This window comes from Amycolatopsis sp. cg13, assembly GCF_041346965.1.
Classification (GTDB): domain Bacteria; phylum Actinomycetota; class Actinomycetes; order Mycobacteriales; family Pseudonocardiaceae; genus Amycolatopsis.
The window spans coordinates 5309651-5324091 of the sequence record NZ_CP166848.1; the positions used below are offsets into that span (position 1 = coordinate 5309651).

Annotated in this window: 12 protein-coding genes; 5 read left to right on the forward strand and 7 right to left on the reverse strand. The window is 69.4% G+C overall.

Annotation, left to right across the window (positions count from 1 at the left end; genetic code table 11):
* Positions 1 to 1332: 1332 nt before the first annotated feature.
* Positions 1333 to 1536, reverse strand: a complete 204-nt coding sequence (locus tag AB5I40_RS24530) for a cold-shock protein (protein ID WP_003097368.1) — start codon at positions 1534 to 1536, stop codon at positions 1333 to 1335.
* A 458-nt stretch (positions 1537 to 1994) separates the two neighbouring features.
* On the opposite strand from AB5I40_RS24530, the gene AB5I40_RS24535 reads away from it, so the two are divergent.
* The 4 genes from AB5I40_RS24535 (at position 1995) to AB5I40_RS24550 (ending at position 4729) form a co-directional block, all read left to right on the forward strand.
* Positions 1995 to 3203, forward strand: coding sequence for an Ig-like domain-containing protein (locus AB5I40_RS24535; protein ID WP_370932403.1), 1209 nt, complete (start codon positions 1995 to 1997; stop codon positions 3201 to 3203).
* 167 nt (positions 3204 to 3370) lie between these two features.
* Positions 3371 to 3673 carry a hypothetical protein gene (locus AB5I40_RS24540; RefSeq protein ID WP_370932404.1) on the forward strand — a complete coding sequence of 101 codons (303 nt, stop codon included), beginning with the start codon at positions 3371 to 3373 and terminating at the stop codon, positions 3671 to 3673.
* A 7-nt stretch (positions 3674 to 3680) separates the two neighbouring features.
* On the forward strand, positions 3681 to 4226 hold the full coding sequence (locus tag AB5I40_RS24545) for a SigE family RNA polymerase sigma factor (protein WP_370932405.1): 546 nt from the start codon (positions 3681 to 3683) through the stop codon (positions 4224 to 4226).
* 5 nt (positions 4227 to 4231) lie between these two features.
* The gene (locus AB5I40_RS24550) at positions 4232 to 4729 is read left to right on the forward strand and encodes a hypothetical protein (RefSeq protein WP_370932406.1); all 498 of its coding nucleotides are present in this window, start codon (positions 4232 to 4234) and stop codon (positions 4727 to 4729) included.
* 352 nt (positions 4730 to 5081) lie between these two features.
* Here AB5I40_RS24550 and AB5I40_RS24555 read toward each other — a convergent pair whose 3' ends face one another.
* On the reverse strand, positions 5082 to 6440 hold the full coding sequence (locus tag AB5I40_RS24555; RefSeq protein WP_370932407.1) for an MFS transporter: 1359 nt from the start codon (positions 6438 to 6440) through the stop codon (positions 5082 to 5084).
* A 204-nt stretch (positions 6441 to 6644) separates the two neighbouring features.
* Here AB5I40_RS24555 and AB5I40_RS24560 point away from each other — a divergent pair, with 204 nt between their 5' ends.
* Positions 6645 to 7223: a PaaI family thioesterase gene (locus AB5I40_RS24560; protein ID WP_370932408.1), complete on the forward strand. Its 579-nt coding sequence runs from the start codon at positions 6645 to 6647 to the stop codon at positions 7221 to 7223.
* 54 nt (positions 7224 to 7277) lie between these two features.
* Here AB5I40_RS24560 and AB5I40_RS24565 read toward each other — a convergent pair whose 3' ends face one another.
* The 5 genes from AB5I40_RS24565 to AB5I40_RS24585 all read right to left on the reverse strand — a co-directional run bounded on the left by AB5I40_RS24565 (position 7278) and on the right by AB5I40_RS24585 (position 14333).
* The gene (locus AB5I40_RS24565; protein WP_370940596.1) at positions 7278 to 9734 is read right to left on the reverse strand and encodes a tetratricopeptide repeat protein; all 2457 of its coding nucleotides are present in this window, start codon (positions 9732 to 9734) and stop codon (positions 7278 to 7280) included.
* 736 nt (positions 9735 to 10470) lie between these two features.
* Positions 10471 to 11436 carry a glutamate ABC transporter substrate-binding protein gene (locus AB5I40_RS24570; RefSeq protein ID WP_370932409.1) on the reverse strand — a complete coding sequence of 322 codons (966 nt, stop codon included), beginning with the start codon at positions 11434 to 11436 and terminating at the stop codon, positions 10471 to 10473.
* Positions 11433 to 12821, reverse strand: coding sequence for a hypothetical protein (locus tag AB5I40_RS24575; RefSeq protein ID WP_370932410.1), 1389 nt, complete (start codon positions 12819 to 12821; stop codon positions 11433 to 11435). Before AB5I40_RS24575 ends, AB5I40_RS24570 begins: the two co-directional genes overlap by 4 nt.
* Before the next feature lie 91 nt (positions 12822 to 12912).
* Complete coding sequence (locus tag AB5I40_RS24580) at positions 12913 to 13968, reverse strand: NAD(+)/NADH kinase (protein WP_344287959.1); 1056 nt, start codon at positions 13966 to 13968, stop codon at positions 12913 to 12915.
* Between the two features lie 143 nt (positions 13969 to 14111).
* Entirely contained in the window at positions 14112 to 14333 is a 222-nt protein-coding gene (locus AB5I40_RS24585) for a heavy-metal-associated domain-containing protein (RefSeq protein WP_009071751.1), read from the reverse strand.
* Between the last annotated feature and the right edge of the window lie 108 nt (positions 14334 to 14441).

Sequence of the window (14441 nt, forward strand, 5' to 3'; positions counted from 1 at the left end):
CGGCCGGGGTTCCCGGTGGGCGGGACGCTTCCCGGATTCGCCTGCGGATGTCTTGGCTGTGGTGCCGACGGCCTGGTTGATAGTTCGCGGCGGACGGGCACGGGCTCGCGAGGAGGGGCGGACGCGCCGCGAGGGGACGCAAGGAAGCGACGGGAAACGCGGCGAGGGGACGCAGGCAAGCGGGGGAAGCCGACAGCGTGGTGCAACCGCAGTCCGGCAGCCCGGCGCGATGGAGGTGCGGGGGCGCTGAGGGAGGGTGCCCGCCGCGGCGTGGCGGCGGCGCGGCAGGACGTCGCGGCGGCGCGGCAGGGCGTCGCGGCGGCGCGCTGGACTAGGCGCACATCAGATCGCCCCACGGCGAGACCCGCGATCGCCGCCAACCGCGGGGGCCCGTCAGCCAACTCCGGCCTCCAGCTCGGGCAGCCGACTTCCCGCCTCAACTCGGGCAACCGAACTCGGCGAACCAACTCCGCCCGCAGACTCCGGCAGCAACTCGTGCAACCAACCGACCCCGACCCCCAACTCGGGCAGCAACTCGTGCAACCAACCGACCCCGACCCCCAACTCGGGCAGCAACTCGCGCAACCGACCCCGACCGCCAACTCGGGCAGCCAACTTGGCCAGCCGATTCGCGCCGCCTATCCCGGCAGCCGCCTATCCCGGCAATCGACACCGGCCGCCGACACCGGCGACCAACTCCGCCGCCAACCCTGGCGGCCGGATCCCGGCCGCCGGCTCAGGCAGCCGACTCCGGCGAGGGCGACCGGCCCAGGCCCTCAACCAAGCCGCGAAACCCGGCAACCAGCCCAAGTCGCCCGGTCATCAACGCCCCACGGCCACCCGATCGAGTCAACTCGGCGGCACCCACTCACAGTCGAAGCAACCAACCGATCCGGCGTCGCCCATCCGTGCCCAACCCGGCCGAGATCCGCCCGCATCGAACCCGCCGAACCAGGCCGCAGCGCGTTCCCCGGCCTCAGCCGAGCCAGACCGCAGCCGCACTCCACGAACCCCAGCCGAACCGGGCCGCGGTCGAGCTCTCCAAACCCCAGCCGAACCAGGCCCCGGCCGCATTCCCCTGGCCCGGGCAGCCCGCCAACCGCCCGAACCTGATCAAGCCGTGGCGCACCCGACCAGCCACCCCGACCGGCACTCAGCCAGCGGACCCCAACCAACGACCACCGAACCGCCGCCCCAACACCACCCCAGGGTCAGCCGCGATAACCGTCGCTCCAAACATTCCCCACAACGGAACCCGCAATGAAAAAAGGCCCCGACGGGAAATCCCGTCGGGGCCCTTCTTTCAGGCCTGAGAAAACGCGCGGGCCTGACTCAGATCGCGCGGACCTTCTGGGCCTGCGGGCCCTTCTGCCCCTGGCCGACCTCGAACTCCACTCGCTGGTTCTCCTCGAGGGTGCGGAAGCCGCGTCCCTCGATCTCCGAGTAGTGCACGAAAACGTCGCCTTCGCCGCCGTCCTGCGCGATGAAGCCGAAGCCCTTCTCCGCGTTGAACCACTTCACAGTGCCTTGCGCCACCGCTGTACTCCTCGTAACAGATCCGCTTCGAATGCCACCGAAGCGGCACCCAGGCCGTCCCGGGCGGTTCCAACGAGACGAGCGAAGAGCTTTTCGGCCCCACGGCTCGCGTCAGAAGTTCCGCGAGTGTGAAGCCACGAACACGCAAAACGACGGCCTGGTCAGCAGCCTACCGGGATCTCACCAAATCTGAACCCCGTTGATCGCAAGGATCGGTTCCATCGTGCGCGCATCACCGGAACGTCGTATCGCCGCCTACGCAGCGCTGTCGGACCCCGCGGCTACTCTGATCCAGTACACCCAGCGCAGTTCGGTGATGCACAGTGCGCGGTCGGTCGAGCCGCCTCCGTAATGGTCACTCGGTGCAGTGTGATGCTGGTCACCCCTTTTCCGGTGAACGTGAAGGCATCTCGGGACGTCTGGGTGTTCGGGGTACTAAGGGGAGATTGGGGATCGGTGTGACTATCCGACACTTCGCACGCCGCCGGGCCGGCGTCGCGGTGCTTGGCTTGGTCGCCGCGCTCACGCTCGGGGCGTGCAGCGGCGGCGGGTCGAGCGTGAACGCGGGCGGGACCGCGGGCGGCGGGCCTACCGAGGCACCGGCCACGCCCGCGAAAGCGGCGGCCGTGGCGATCACGCCGGCATCCGGGGCGGGCGACGTGGCTCCGGGCCAACCGGCGAAGGTGACCGTCGCCAACGGCACCATCGGAGCGGTCACGCTCACCAACGCCGACGGCAAACAGGTGCAGGGGCAACCCTCTCCGGACAAGAAGAGCTGGAGCAGCACCGAAGACCTCGGCTACGGCAAGACCTACACCTGGTCCGGCCAGGCCACCGGCGAGGACGGCAAGCAGGTCCAGATCAACGGCTCGTTCACCACGGTCAAGCCGCGCCGCCAGATGCAGGGCAGCCTGAACGTCGGCGACGGGCAGACCTACGGCATCGCGATGCCGATCGCGCTCACGTTCCCGAGCGCGGTCAAGGACAAGGCGTCCGTCGAGCGCGCGCTGTCGGTGGAAACCACGCCGAAGACCGAGGGCGCCTGGGCGTGGCTCAACGGCGACACTTCAGTGCACTGGCGGCCGAAGGAGTACTTCAAGCCGAACACGAAGGTCGTCGTCTCGGCCAACATCTACGGCGTTTCGATGGGCGACGGCGTCTACGGCAAGCAGGACGTCTCCGCGAGCTTCACCATCGGCCGCTCGCAGATCGTCAAGGGCAACACCCAGGAACACACCATGCAGGTCATCCGCGACGGCCAGCAGGTCATGGACTTCCCGGTGAGCTACGGCCTCGACTCCGACCCGGGCCGCGTCACGCACAGCGGCACGCACGTGGTGATGTCGAGGCACGCGACGTACTCGATGAGCAACCCGCGCTACAACTACACCGACGTGAACGTGCCGTGGGCGGTCCGGATCTCCAACAACGGCGAGTTCATCCACGGTCTCGCGGGGTCGATCTGGGCGCAGGGCAAGAAGAACATCTCGCACGGCTGCCTCAACCTGTCGCCGGCGAACGCGAAGATCTACTACGACAGCGTCCTTCCCGGCGATCCGGTGGAGATCTCCGGCAGCACCCAGCAGCTGGGCGCGAAGGACGGCGACTACAGCGACTGGACCTACGACTGGGCGTCGTGGACCAAGCTGTCGGCGCTGTCCGCGTAACCGAGAACCGAACAAGCACCACCGGACGGCCGGGAGCTCTCGAACGCTCCCGGCCGTTCGCGTGTCCCGGCCGGAAAAAGAAAACCCGATGCAACCCCGGCGAGCGCCGGCCGCATGACTAGAGCAGACAAGCGCCACCCGGCGCTCGTGGAACCAGGAGGAAACTCGTGCGTGTTCGCTTCGCTCTCGCCATCGGTTCGCTGCTGCTCGCCGGAGGCGCGCTGACCGGCGGCGCGGTCGCTTTCGCCGCGGACGCCCCGCCGTCGGCGCAGCCGGCCCCGACGAAGACCGCTCCGGCCGAGCGGCCCACCGCCGCCCCGGCCCCGGCGCCCACTGACCGGCAGACCACCGCCGCCCCGGCCGCGCCGAAGGTCGCCGCGCCGGGTCAGCCCGCGAAGTCCAAGCGCGTCCCGACCGCGGTGCCCGCGGGCCCGACCGGCGACCTGCACCTGCCCTCGGTCTGGGGCTGATCACCCGGTGCCCTCCCGCTCCAGTCCGGCGTCCGGGCCGAGCTCGCCGTGGGACGGCGAGTTCGCCCGGTACTTCGGCGAGCGCGCGCACAGCCTGCGGTCCACTGCTTACCTGCTTTGCGGGGATTGGCACCGGGCCGAGGATCTCGCACAGGCGGCGCTGCTCAAGCTGTACCTCGCCTGGCCGCGGCTGGCCCGGCACGACGCGCTCGACGCTTACGCGCGCAAAATCGTGCTGCGCACTTTCCTCGCGGAAAACCGCCGCAGCCGCTGGAAACGGGAGCGGCTCACCGACGCACCGCCCGACGTCCCGGCTCCTGTCGCCGAGACTGAGCACGACCAGCTGATCCAGCAGGCACTCGCCGCGTTGGCCCCGCGCCAGCGCGCGGTGCTGGTGCTGCGGTACTTCGAGGACCTGTCCGTCGAGGAGACCGCCGCGGCGCTCGGCTGCCGGACTGGCACCGTGAAGAGCCAGGCCGCGCGCGGTCTGGCCACCTTGCGGACCCGGCTGGGCCCGCATTTCGAGGCACTGCCCGTCCCGGGAAGGAGGTGAACGAGATGGTCTCCGAAGACGACGAAGCTGTGCGCGCCTTGTTCGCGCAGACGCCGGACGGCCCGCCGATGCGGGTCGACGCCGCCGACGTGATCGTCCGCGGTGCCGCCCTCCGCCGGAAGCGCAAGCGCTGGGCGGTCGCGGGAAGCTCCGCCGCGACGGTCGCGGTGATCGTGGTGGCCGGTCTCGCGGTGGGCAGCCGCGGGACCGAGCAGCCGCCGGTCATGCCCGCCGGGCCGGGACTCGCCACCGTCTCGCCCGCCCCGTCCAGTCCGGCCGGGCCGGTGAAGACCTCGACGGACCCGTTGCACGCGCCCGCGCCCGGTCCGGAGGTGAGCCCGGGCACTCCGGACAAGCAACCGCCGACGGAGCCCGGACAGCGGGCGGGAACCTCGCGGCCCGCGCAACCGCCGCGGGCGTATCCGACCACCAGTGAACGGGCTCCCGCATCCCTGCGTTCACCTGCGGGAACCGCGTCGTTACCCAGCCCGACCTCCGGCTGAAACGCTTTCCTGGCAAGAGTGGCGGACGTCACCAGATCAAGTGGGTTTTCGACGAAATATCCCGGGCTTTCGGGGCGATGTTCTCAGTGGCGGCCGGAGCGGTCGTCGAACCAGTCGCTCAGCCGGCACACGATTGGCCGGCCCGAGAACCTGAGGAGGAAGCACCATGGTGCTCGTTGCACTGATGATCGAAACCGTTGTTGCCGTCGTGGTCGCCGGTGGCCTGGCAGCTTGGGCCCGCAAGCGCTTCGCTCCGCAGGCGGTCGAGGCGACGCAGAACAGCTGACTTCGCAAAGAAAACCGCCCTCTGTCCTCAATGGACGGAGGGCGGTTTTCTTGTGAGCTCAGACGCTCACTTGCTGGCGCCGGCGAGCTTGCCGCCGGTGTCCGCGGTGTCGATCTCCTCGATCGGCACCCGGGCCGTCTCCGGGATCTTGATGATCGGGACCAGCGCGATGAGGGCCGCGATGATCAAGTAGTACGCCGGCCAGTCCGCGTTGCCGGTGCTGCCGATCAACGCCGTGACGATCACGCCGCAGGTGCCGCCGAACAGCGACGTCGAGATGTTGTAGCCGATCGCGAACGAGCCGTACCGCACGCGCGTCGGGAACATCGCCGGGAACGTCGAGCCGATGACCGCCAGCATCAGCGCCAGCAGGATCGCCACGACCAGGAAGCCGACGATCAGCCACAGCAGGCTGCCGCTCTGCATCAGCTTGATGCTGGGCCAGCTCAGCACGATGAACCCGATGGCCGCGGTGAGCAGCAAGGGTTTCCGGCCGATCCGGTCGGACAGCGAACCCAGCGGGATCAGCAGCGCGAACTGCACGATCTCCACCCCGATGATGATCAGGCTGGACTCGGTGTCGCCGATGTGCAGAGTGTCGGTGAAATACGTCGGCATCGTCGTGAGCAGCATGTAGTCGGCGATGTTCAGCAGCAGCACGATGCCGATCAGGTTCAGGATCATCCGCCAGTTGCGCTGGATCGTCTCCTTGAGCGGAGCCTTCTCCGACTTCTCGCCCGCCGCCTCGAGCCTGCGGAACTCCGGCGTGTCCTCGAGCTTCGACCGCAGGTAGAGACCGATCGCACCGATCGGAAGCGCGATGAAGAACGGAATCCGCCAGCCCCACGAGTCGAACTGCTCGGTCGACAGCGACAGGTAAGTGATCAGCACGACCGAGTTGCCGAGCACGTAGCCGGCCAGGGTGCCCATCTCCAGGAAGGAACCGAAGAAACCACGCCGTTTCGTCGGCGCGTATTCCGCGATGAACGTCGCCGCGCCGCCGTACTCGCCGCCGGTCGAGAAGCCCTGGATGAGCCGCAGCAACAAGATCGCGATCGGCGCCGCGATGCCCATGCTGTACCCGCCTGAATACGTCGGCAGCACGCCGACCAGGAAGGTGCAGCCGGACATCAGCAAAATGGTGAGGGCGAGAACCTTCTGCCTGCCGAGCTTGTCCCCCAACGGGCCGAAGAACGCTCCGCCGAACGGCCGTACGATGAAGCCGACGGCCAGCAGGGCAAGCGATTTCAGCACCGCGTTGCCCTCACCGGGGAAGAACAGTGTTCCGATACTCGTCGCGATCGCGCCCGAGGTGAATACGCCGTAGTCGTACCACTCGGTCGCATTACCCATCGCGGACGCGATCACCGCGCGTTTGACTGTTCTCTGATCGACCTCGGGTTTCCCCGTCTTTGGCTCACTCATCCCGGCGGTGACCTCCTCCTGCACACGTCCCGGTCCATCCGTTGGAGCACATTTCCCCAGTCTTGACCCGTTGAACCAAGCTGGCAGGGTGAGTCGCGAAATTTCTACCGTGCGGAATTTTCCGACTACCCTGCGCTGAGGAAATGCGGCCGCGCCGGTCAGGGCGGGTGCCGACGGGTCCTTCCGCCGGGTTAACGTCGTCCCATGAGTCCTGTTTCCGGCCCGTGGCCGCCCGTGCCGGTGGAGCCGCCGGAGATCCACCCGAAAGCCCCCGTACCCGGCACTGAGCTAGGCGCCCACTTCGCCGAATGCTTCGGCTGCGGCGACGAGGTGGACGACGGCCTGCACCTGCGCTCAGCCATCGGCGAGGGTTACACGGTGCACTCGAAGTTCACCGTGACGTCCGCGCACCAGGGTGCGCCCGGGCTCGCGCACGGCGGCTTGCTGGCGTGCGCGTTCGACGAGGCTCTCGGCTCGACGGTCGGGAACCTGCTGCACCGCCCCGCGGTGACGGGGAAGCTGGAGACGGACTTCCGCCGCCCAGTGCCGGTCGGATCCACGCTGTACATCGAGGCCCGGCTGGACGGCGTCGCCGGCCGGAAGATCTACGTGAGCGCGGACGGGCACCTGGATGCCGCCGACGGGCCGGTCGCGGTGAATGCCCGGGCGGTGTTCATCGCGGTGGGGTTCGAGCACTTCAGTACGCACGGCGACCCGCAGGCGCTGGAGAAACTCGCCGAGCAGCATCGGCGCAACAAGCGCGAGTGGGACATCAACCCCTGACCTGGTCGTGAGTGTTTATGCCGGTTAGAACCGGCATAAACACTCACGAGGGCCCTAGGTGAGGGTGCGGGGTCGGATGGCGTTGGCGCGGTCCACCAGCGCGATCCGGTCGGTCGTATTGTCGGTGAGCCGGGCCAGCGACCGGTAGCAGCGCTCCAGTCCGAAGCGGACGTCACGCTCCTCCAGTTCACAGCCGAGCACCTTCGCCGTCGTGACCGGCTTCGTCTGGTTCGGCACCTTCAGCCAGTCATAGGCCGCTTCAAGGACCTCCGCACTGAGCCGCGTGTGCCGCTCGGCGTCGAGGTTGAGCCGCTGCAACCGACCCGACGCATCGACGAGGTCGCCCTCGGTGACAGTCGGGTGTTCGCCCGTGCCAACGCCTTGTGCGCGCGTCTTGATCTTGATCGCCGCAACCTGAGCGTCCACGTAATGCGTCGAGGTAGCCGGAACCCCTTCCAGCACCTCGACCGCGCTCTCCCGCGCGCCCTGCGCCAGATAAACCCGCGCCAATCCGAACGCAGCACTCACATACGTCCGGTCAGTCCGCCAAACCAGCTCATAAAACCGGGCGGCACCGAAGTAATCCCCAACGCCCTCAGCACTGACCGCCAGCGCCAGCTTCGGTGCGATCTCGCCGGGCAGGTCGTCGTAAACCGCGTCGAACGCCACGTGCGCGACTCGCGGCCGACCGCCGGCCAGCTCGATCAGCCCGCGGTACCAGTCAATCCGCCAGTCGTGCGGGAACCCGTGCCGGATCGCCAGATACTGCGCAGCCTGCAATTGCCGCTGCGCCTCCACGAACTCGCCCAGCTCAATCCGCGCCCGGACAATCCGCAACCGCACCTCGATCGACTCACGCGGCGCGGTAGCCAGCGCCTCGATCGCCTCGTGCGGATCAAGCGCAGTAGTCGTGGCGAGCACACCGGCAGCCGGGTCGTCCGTGTCCACCTGCGGGATCGGCAGACCGGCGACAACCTCGGCAGCATCCGGCAACGGCACCCGCTCGCCCTGCTCCGGCACCACCAGGTGGACGCCGAAAGTCCGGCTCTCCGGCCCGAACACCGTCGACGCGGCTGGCCGCGGTTGACCGGTGCCCAGCGCCATGATCTCGCGCAGCACACCGGTCAGCTGGTCAGCCATGTCATCGGCAGCGATGAACCGCCGATCCGGATCAGCGTGCGTGGCGCGCTTCAGGAACCGGTAATACGACCCGAAAAGCGCGAACAACGGCACCGCGTCGGGCCCGGGCAGCGTGTTCTTGAACTCGCGCGTGTACCCGGCGAACTCGAAGCTCAGCACCGCCAGCGTCCGGCCGACCGTGTACAGATCCGAAGACACCGAAGCGCCGTGCGACGCCAGCTCGGGAGCGCTGTAACCGGTGGTGAAGAACAGCGGGCTCTCGTAGTCGTCGATCCGCCGCACCGCGCCGAGGTCGATCAGCTTGAGCTGCTCGCGGGTCTGGATGACGTTGTCCGGCTTGAGGTCGCAGTACAGCAGGCCCTGGCCGTGCAGATAGCCGAGCGCGGGCAGAATCTCCAGGCCGTACGCGATTACCTGGCCGATCGGCAGCGGCTCTGGCCGGTTGCTCTCCCGGTGGTGCTGCAGCGCGAGCTGGCGCAGCGACTGGCCGCCGACGTACTCCATGACGATGTAGCCGACGGCGTTGCCGGTCTGCGCGTCCGGATGCTGCACGAAGTTGTGGATCTTGACGATGTTCGGGTGCTCGACTTCGGCGAGGAATCGCTGTTCGTTCGCCGCGGCGGCCATCGCGGTGGAGTCGCCGGTGTCGATGAGGCCCTTCAGCACGACCCAGCGGTCGGACACGTTGTGGTCCTTGGCCAGGTAAATCCAGCCGAGACCGCCGTAGGCGAGCGCGCCGAGCACCTCGTACTGGCCGCCGACGACCTCGTGCGCCTTCAGCTTCGCGATGAACGAGAACGCCGTGCCGCACTTCTCGCAAGTGCCCTCGGGCTCGCCGGGCTGGCCGTCCTTGCCGCGGCCGACCTTCGCGCTGCAGTTGCCGCAGAACCGCTTGTCCTCGGCCACCACCGGGTTCGCCAGCACGGCGGTCGAGGGATCGCGATAGGGCACCGGCGGCACGTCGATGAGACCAGCGCCGAGCCGTCCGCGCCGGGACCGGCGGGTGCCGCGCGAGCCGGTGCGCCGGGAGGTGCCGGGGAACGAGCCGGTTCCGGTGCCGGTGCCTTGCGAGCCCTGCGAACCGTGGGTGCCGGTGCCGTGGCCTTCGCTGCCGCCCGACGGCAGGACGCTGTCCGTGCCGTGGTCGGGCAGCGGGCCGCCGTCAGCGGGGGCCACGCGCGGAGTCGGCGGCATGATGCTCTGGGTGTGCGGCGTCGGGCTGGCCAGCACGCTGGTCGGCATCGGCGCGGCCGGGTCGACCGGAGCGACCGGCTGGTTCGACTGCGGCAGGATCACCGGCGCGAGGTCGCCCGGCGGACGAGTGGGGGCTTCGCCGCCCTCAACGGGACGCTGGCCCTGCGCCGCGCCCATCGGGATCGGGCCGGAGTTCGGTCCGGTGGCGCGGTTCTCCGGCGGCCTCGACGGACGGTTTCCCTGCGTGCCCTGGGCCTGCTGAGCCTGTTGCGGGCGGTTCGGCGGGGGTCGCTGCCCGGTACGCGACTGCGGCGGATACGGCTGGCCCTGCGACGGCGGCGCGGGCTGGCCTGGCGCGGCTGGATACGGCTGGCCTTGGGTGGGCGGACGGCCTTGCGGCGGCATCGGCTGGCCGCCACGCGGAGCCGGACGGCCCTGCGTCCACGGCGGCTGACCGGCCTGGCCCGGCTGCGCGGGCTGACTCGACTGCCCTGGCTGCGAAGGCTGTCCTGCCTGCCCCGGTTGACCGGGCTGCCCTGCCTGCTGCGCCTGACCCTGCGGAGCCCCGGGACCGGACGGCCGCTGCTGCCCGGGTTGCCCGCCCTGCGGACGCTGCACGGGAGCGTTGATCAACGTCTCGGCGTCGGGATCCGGCTGCGGGTTGAGCCGCCCGGACACCGACGGTTCCGGGGTGTCCCAGCGCACCGGCGGCGGCGGAGTCCACGAAGCGTCGGCCGCCTCGCCTCGCCCGGACGGCTGGTCCGCGGCTTTCGCCTGGTCGCCGTCCCCCTCCGGTGCTGCGTGCCGAGGACGGCGCGCCTCCTCCGACACAACTACCTCCCGAGCTCCCCGCGGCAAACCTGCCGCTCAAAAAGTACAACTTGCGCGGCGCCGGCGCCGCAAGACCGGCCGGTCAGCCGTATTGCGGGGACGGCGGGTTCGCCGGCCCCAGCCGCGCGCCGACCCAGTTCTGGTAACTGCTCGCCCAGGTGCCGTCGCCGCGGATCTTGTCCAGCACCGCGTTCACGAAGCGGACCAGATCTTCCTCGTCCTTCGGGACCCCGACGCCGTAATTCTCCTGGGTCATCGGGTCCCCCGCGACCTTCACCGTCGGGTCCTGCGCGGCCATGCCGGCCAGGATCGTGTCGTCCGTGGACACCGCGTCGACCTGGCCCTGCTGCAGCATCACCAGGCAGTCCGACCAGTTCGGCACCGACACCGCGACCGGTTTGGCCGGGTCGGTGGCGATCTTCGCGAGCGAGGTCGACTTCGCCGCCGCGCACACGCGCTTCCCGGCGAGGTCGGTCAGCGACTGCGCGTTCGACGACTTCGGCACCAGAATCTTCTGCCCGGCCACGTAGTACACCGACGAGAACTGCACCTGCTTGCGGCGGGCGCAGGTGATGCTGTAGGTCCGGACCACCACGTCGACCTGGTGCTCCTTGAGCACCGTCTCGCGCTGCGACGACGTGATCGCCCGGTACTGCACGTGCCCGTCGGAACCGAAAATCGCTTTGGCGATCTCGTTGACCAGGTCGATGTCGAAGCCTTCGAGCTTGCCGGTCTTCGGATTCCGGAAGCCGAAGAGGTAGGTCGTCTGGTCGACGCCCGCGATGAGTTTCCCGCGCGCTTTGATCTTCTGCAGGCTCGGCCCGGAGGTGTCCAGACCATTCGGCGCGAGGCTGGCGAGCGGGTTGCAGCTGGTGTCGGAGTCGCCGCCGGCCGCGGCGTCGGGGCCGCCGACGCCCGCCGGAGTCGGCCAGGCCGCGTCGGTGACCGGCGCGGCCTCCATCGGCTGGTCCGCCGTCCCGCAGGCGGCGGCGAGAACCGCGACCACCGCGAGTACGGCAGTCCGGACGAAGTGCCGCGACCGGATCACCGGTACTCCCTCAATCTCTCTCGCACGCCGACTGTCGCGCCGCCCGCGGCGAGCACCGCCAGCACGCCGACGCCCGCCGCGAGCGCGGTGAGCGCGTTGTCGCCGGATCTGGTGCTGTCGAGGAATTCCTGCCGGCAGACGTCGATCGCGGCTTGCAGGTTCGTGTCGAGCCGGGCGAACGCCGCGGCGGCGCTGTTCTGGCTGACGCTCGTCGCGAAGTCCACCGCCTCCTGGTACTGCCCGCCGTCGTCGAGGCGGCGCACCTGAAGGTGGGCCAGCGACCATTCGCGCGCGGCCTGTTCCGCCGCTTCGATCTTCTTCTCGCCCGCGGTGCCGGACGCGAGGTCGCGCGCCTGGCCGAGCAGGCCGCCCTTGCCGTCAGCGCCGACGAGGTTTTCGGCCAGCTTGATGAACTGCTGTTCGTACGCGCCGCCGTCGCCGCGCGCGACCAGCGTGAGGGTTTCGTCCGCGCGTGCCTGCAGGGCGTAGATCCGGGCCCGCACCAGGATGTCGACCTGCGAAGTGCCGTCGGTGCGCCCGGTCGCGACGAGACTGCCCTGCACGACGAGCGCGACCGCGCCCCACAGCAGCGACAGCACGATGCAGCCGGTGGCCACGAGCAGCCCGATGTTCAGCACGCGGTTTGTCCGCCGGGTCAAGTAGATCTGCGCGACCACGAGCGCCGCGAGGAGCACGAGGACCAGCGCGACGGCCGCCCACGGCACGTCGCTGCTGCTGTCCTGCTCGTCGGAAAGCTTCTGGGTGTGCGCTTTGTAGAGCGCGTCCGCGGCGGGAAGGATCGTCGAGCGCATCAGCTGCGAAGCCTCGCGCAGATACGAAGCGCCGGACGGGAAACCCTGCCGGTTGTTCGCGCGCGCGGTTTCGACGATCCCGGTGTAGACCGGAACCTTCTGGTTCAGGATGTCCACCTGGTGGGCGGCGTCGCCGACATCGGCGGTGTCCGACGCCGCGCGGGCGAGCGCGGATCCCGCTTCGGCGACGTCCTGCTCGTACCGCTTCCGCAGCGCGGGCGGTTCGGTGCCGACGGAAAGGAAAGCACTGGCCGCGGTCGCGTCCGCGTCCGACAGCGAGCGGAACACCTGCTGCGCGGCCGCCGCGAGCGGTTCGCGATGGTCGATCAGGCCGTTGATCGTGTTGTCCTTGTCTTTCACGGACAACACGCCGACAAGCCCGGCCACCAGCGACAACAGCACCAGCGCGACCGCGATCAGCGAAAGCTTGCCGGGCGTCGTGGTCGTCGATCTGACGACCGCTCGCACCGCCTGGCCGGGCAGGTCCAGCAGCCCGGCGATTCCGCTGCGGCCCCGAAATTCCTCCGGTGGGGGCTCGGCAGTCGTTTCCGGCCGCGTCGCAGTGCTGCTCATCCCCGATCCTCCCCGTGTGCCACTCGCAGAAGGTAGCCGGTCGGGCAAGGCGCAGCGAACGACACCCGGAAGGTGTCACCTGCACGTGATCTCAGCCAGCGCAGCGACCGTGGCTTCGGCCTTTCTCGCCGGTCCCGCTTGTAGCGGTGCTGCGCAGCAACCCCTGGGTTGCGGCTTCGGCCATCGCCGCGCGTACGTCGACGCACCACGGGCCGTCGGCGCGCAGTTCTACGTACGCGCCTTCGCCGTTCTTCAGCTCCAACTCGCGTTCTCCGTCTACCGCGATAACGCCGCCACCTGCGGCAAGGTCGACGCGTACGCCGGGGCGAAGCACTCCCCAGCCGCGTACGCCGACTGGACGCACCACGCCGGGCGCGATCGCGGCGTGCACCACGTACGCGGAACTCTCGACCGGGCCAAGCTGAAGCGCTACGCCATCCGCGCTGGAACGAGAACTCGGACACAGCTGTCCGGCGATGCTCGACAGGCCAATGCCGTCCGGTTCAGCGAAGGTGCAGTAAAGCTCGGTGAGCGCGGTGGGATCCCAGAGCGCCTTCGCGCCGACGTGTTTGTTCATCGAGACCGCGACGTCCACCAGCGCGATCTCGCGGCGGTTCTTCGTGACGACCTCGAGCATGCTGACCCGCTGGGTGACGAGGTCCGCGTCGACCTGGCCGCTCGCGACCATCCCGGCGGCGAGCCCGGCCACCGTGGCCTCCCCGGCCTGCGGGAACGCGTTGTTGGTGCCGGTCGGCAGCGCGAGCAGCGGCACATCGCCGCAGGCCTTCGCGGCGACGCGGGCGGTGCCGTCGCCGCCGAGGCACACGATCACGCCGGCCCCGGCGTCGACCATCCGGCGCACCGCGTTGACGGTGTCCTGTGCGGTGCCGGTGAGCGTGTCCTCGTCGCAGAACTCGACCGCGGGCAGCGGATCGCGGCCGAGGTCGCGCAGGACGGCGGCGGAGATGCCGCCGAGATCGGTGGAGAGCAGCACGCGTTCGACGCCGGTCACCGCGAACGCCGACAGCAGCCGGCGCACCAGGTTGGCCTTCTCCTCGACCGGGACGGCCGACGCCTGCGTGACGAGTCTTCGGATGTCCTGTCCGGAAGCAGGGTTCGCCACTATCCCCGCAACGACTGCCCCCATCGGGCACCCCCCAAGTCTGCTGCCGCCAGGGGGCCAGCACACACGTCCGGCCGCGCGGAGGAAAGGGTTGCACGGACGTTGCATCGGCCGTGCCTCCACGCCGGCCAGAGCCTACCCTGGGTTCCCGCGTGGCTACCCATCGTTCAAACGAGAGAAGCAAGCCCTTCGTAGGTGTACCCGGCTTCCTCGACCGCCGCGCGAACGGCCGTCTCGTCGAGGGCTTCGGCGCTGCGGACCGTCACGTGCCCGGTTTCGACGTCGACAGTCACGTTCTCGACCCCGGGCACCTCGGTGAGTTCTTCGGTGACCGACTGCGCGCAGTGGCCGCAGGACATCCCGGTGACGAGATAGGTGTTTTCGCTCATGTCCGCGAGCCTACGAGCACCCGGGCGCGCCACGATCGGGTGATCCACAATGGCCGGTCAGGCACAGAAAGCCTTGGCGGGCAACACAATCCGCATCGTGAGACGGCT

Coding starts and splice junctions, on each gene's coding strand:
- AB5I40_RS24580 (WP_344287959.1), bottom strand. CDS start 13,968: ATGGGGGCAGTCGTTGCGGGGATAGTGGCGAACCCTGCTTCCGGACAG.
- AB5I40_RS24575 (WP_370932410.1), bottom strand. CDS start 12,821: ATGAGCAGCACTGCGACGCGGCCGGAAACGACTGCCGAGCCCCCACCG.
- AB5I40_RS24560 (WP_370932408.1), top strand. CDS start 6,645: ATGAGTCCTGTTTCCGGCCCGTGGCCGCCCGTGCCGGTGGAGCCGCCG.
- AB5I40_RS24565 (WP_370940596.1), bottom strand. CDS start 9,734: ATGGGCGCGGCGCAGGGCCAGCGTCCCGTTGAGGGCGGCGAAGCCCCC.
- AB5I40_RS24555 (WP_370932407.1), bottom strand. CDS start 6,440: ATGAGTGAGCCAAAGACGGGGAAACCCGAGGTCGATCAGAGAACAGTC.
- AB5I40_RS24585 (WP_009071751.1), bottom strand. CDS start 14,333: ATGAGCGAAAACACCTATCTCGTCACCGGGATGTCCTGCGGCCACTGC.
- AB5I40_RS24550 (WP_370932406.1), top strand. CDS start 4,232: ATGGTCTCCGAAGACGACGAAGCTGTGCGCGCCTTGTTCGCGCAGACG.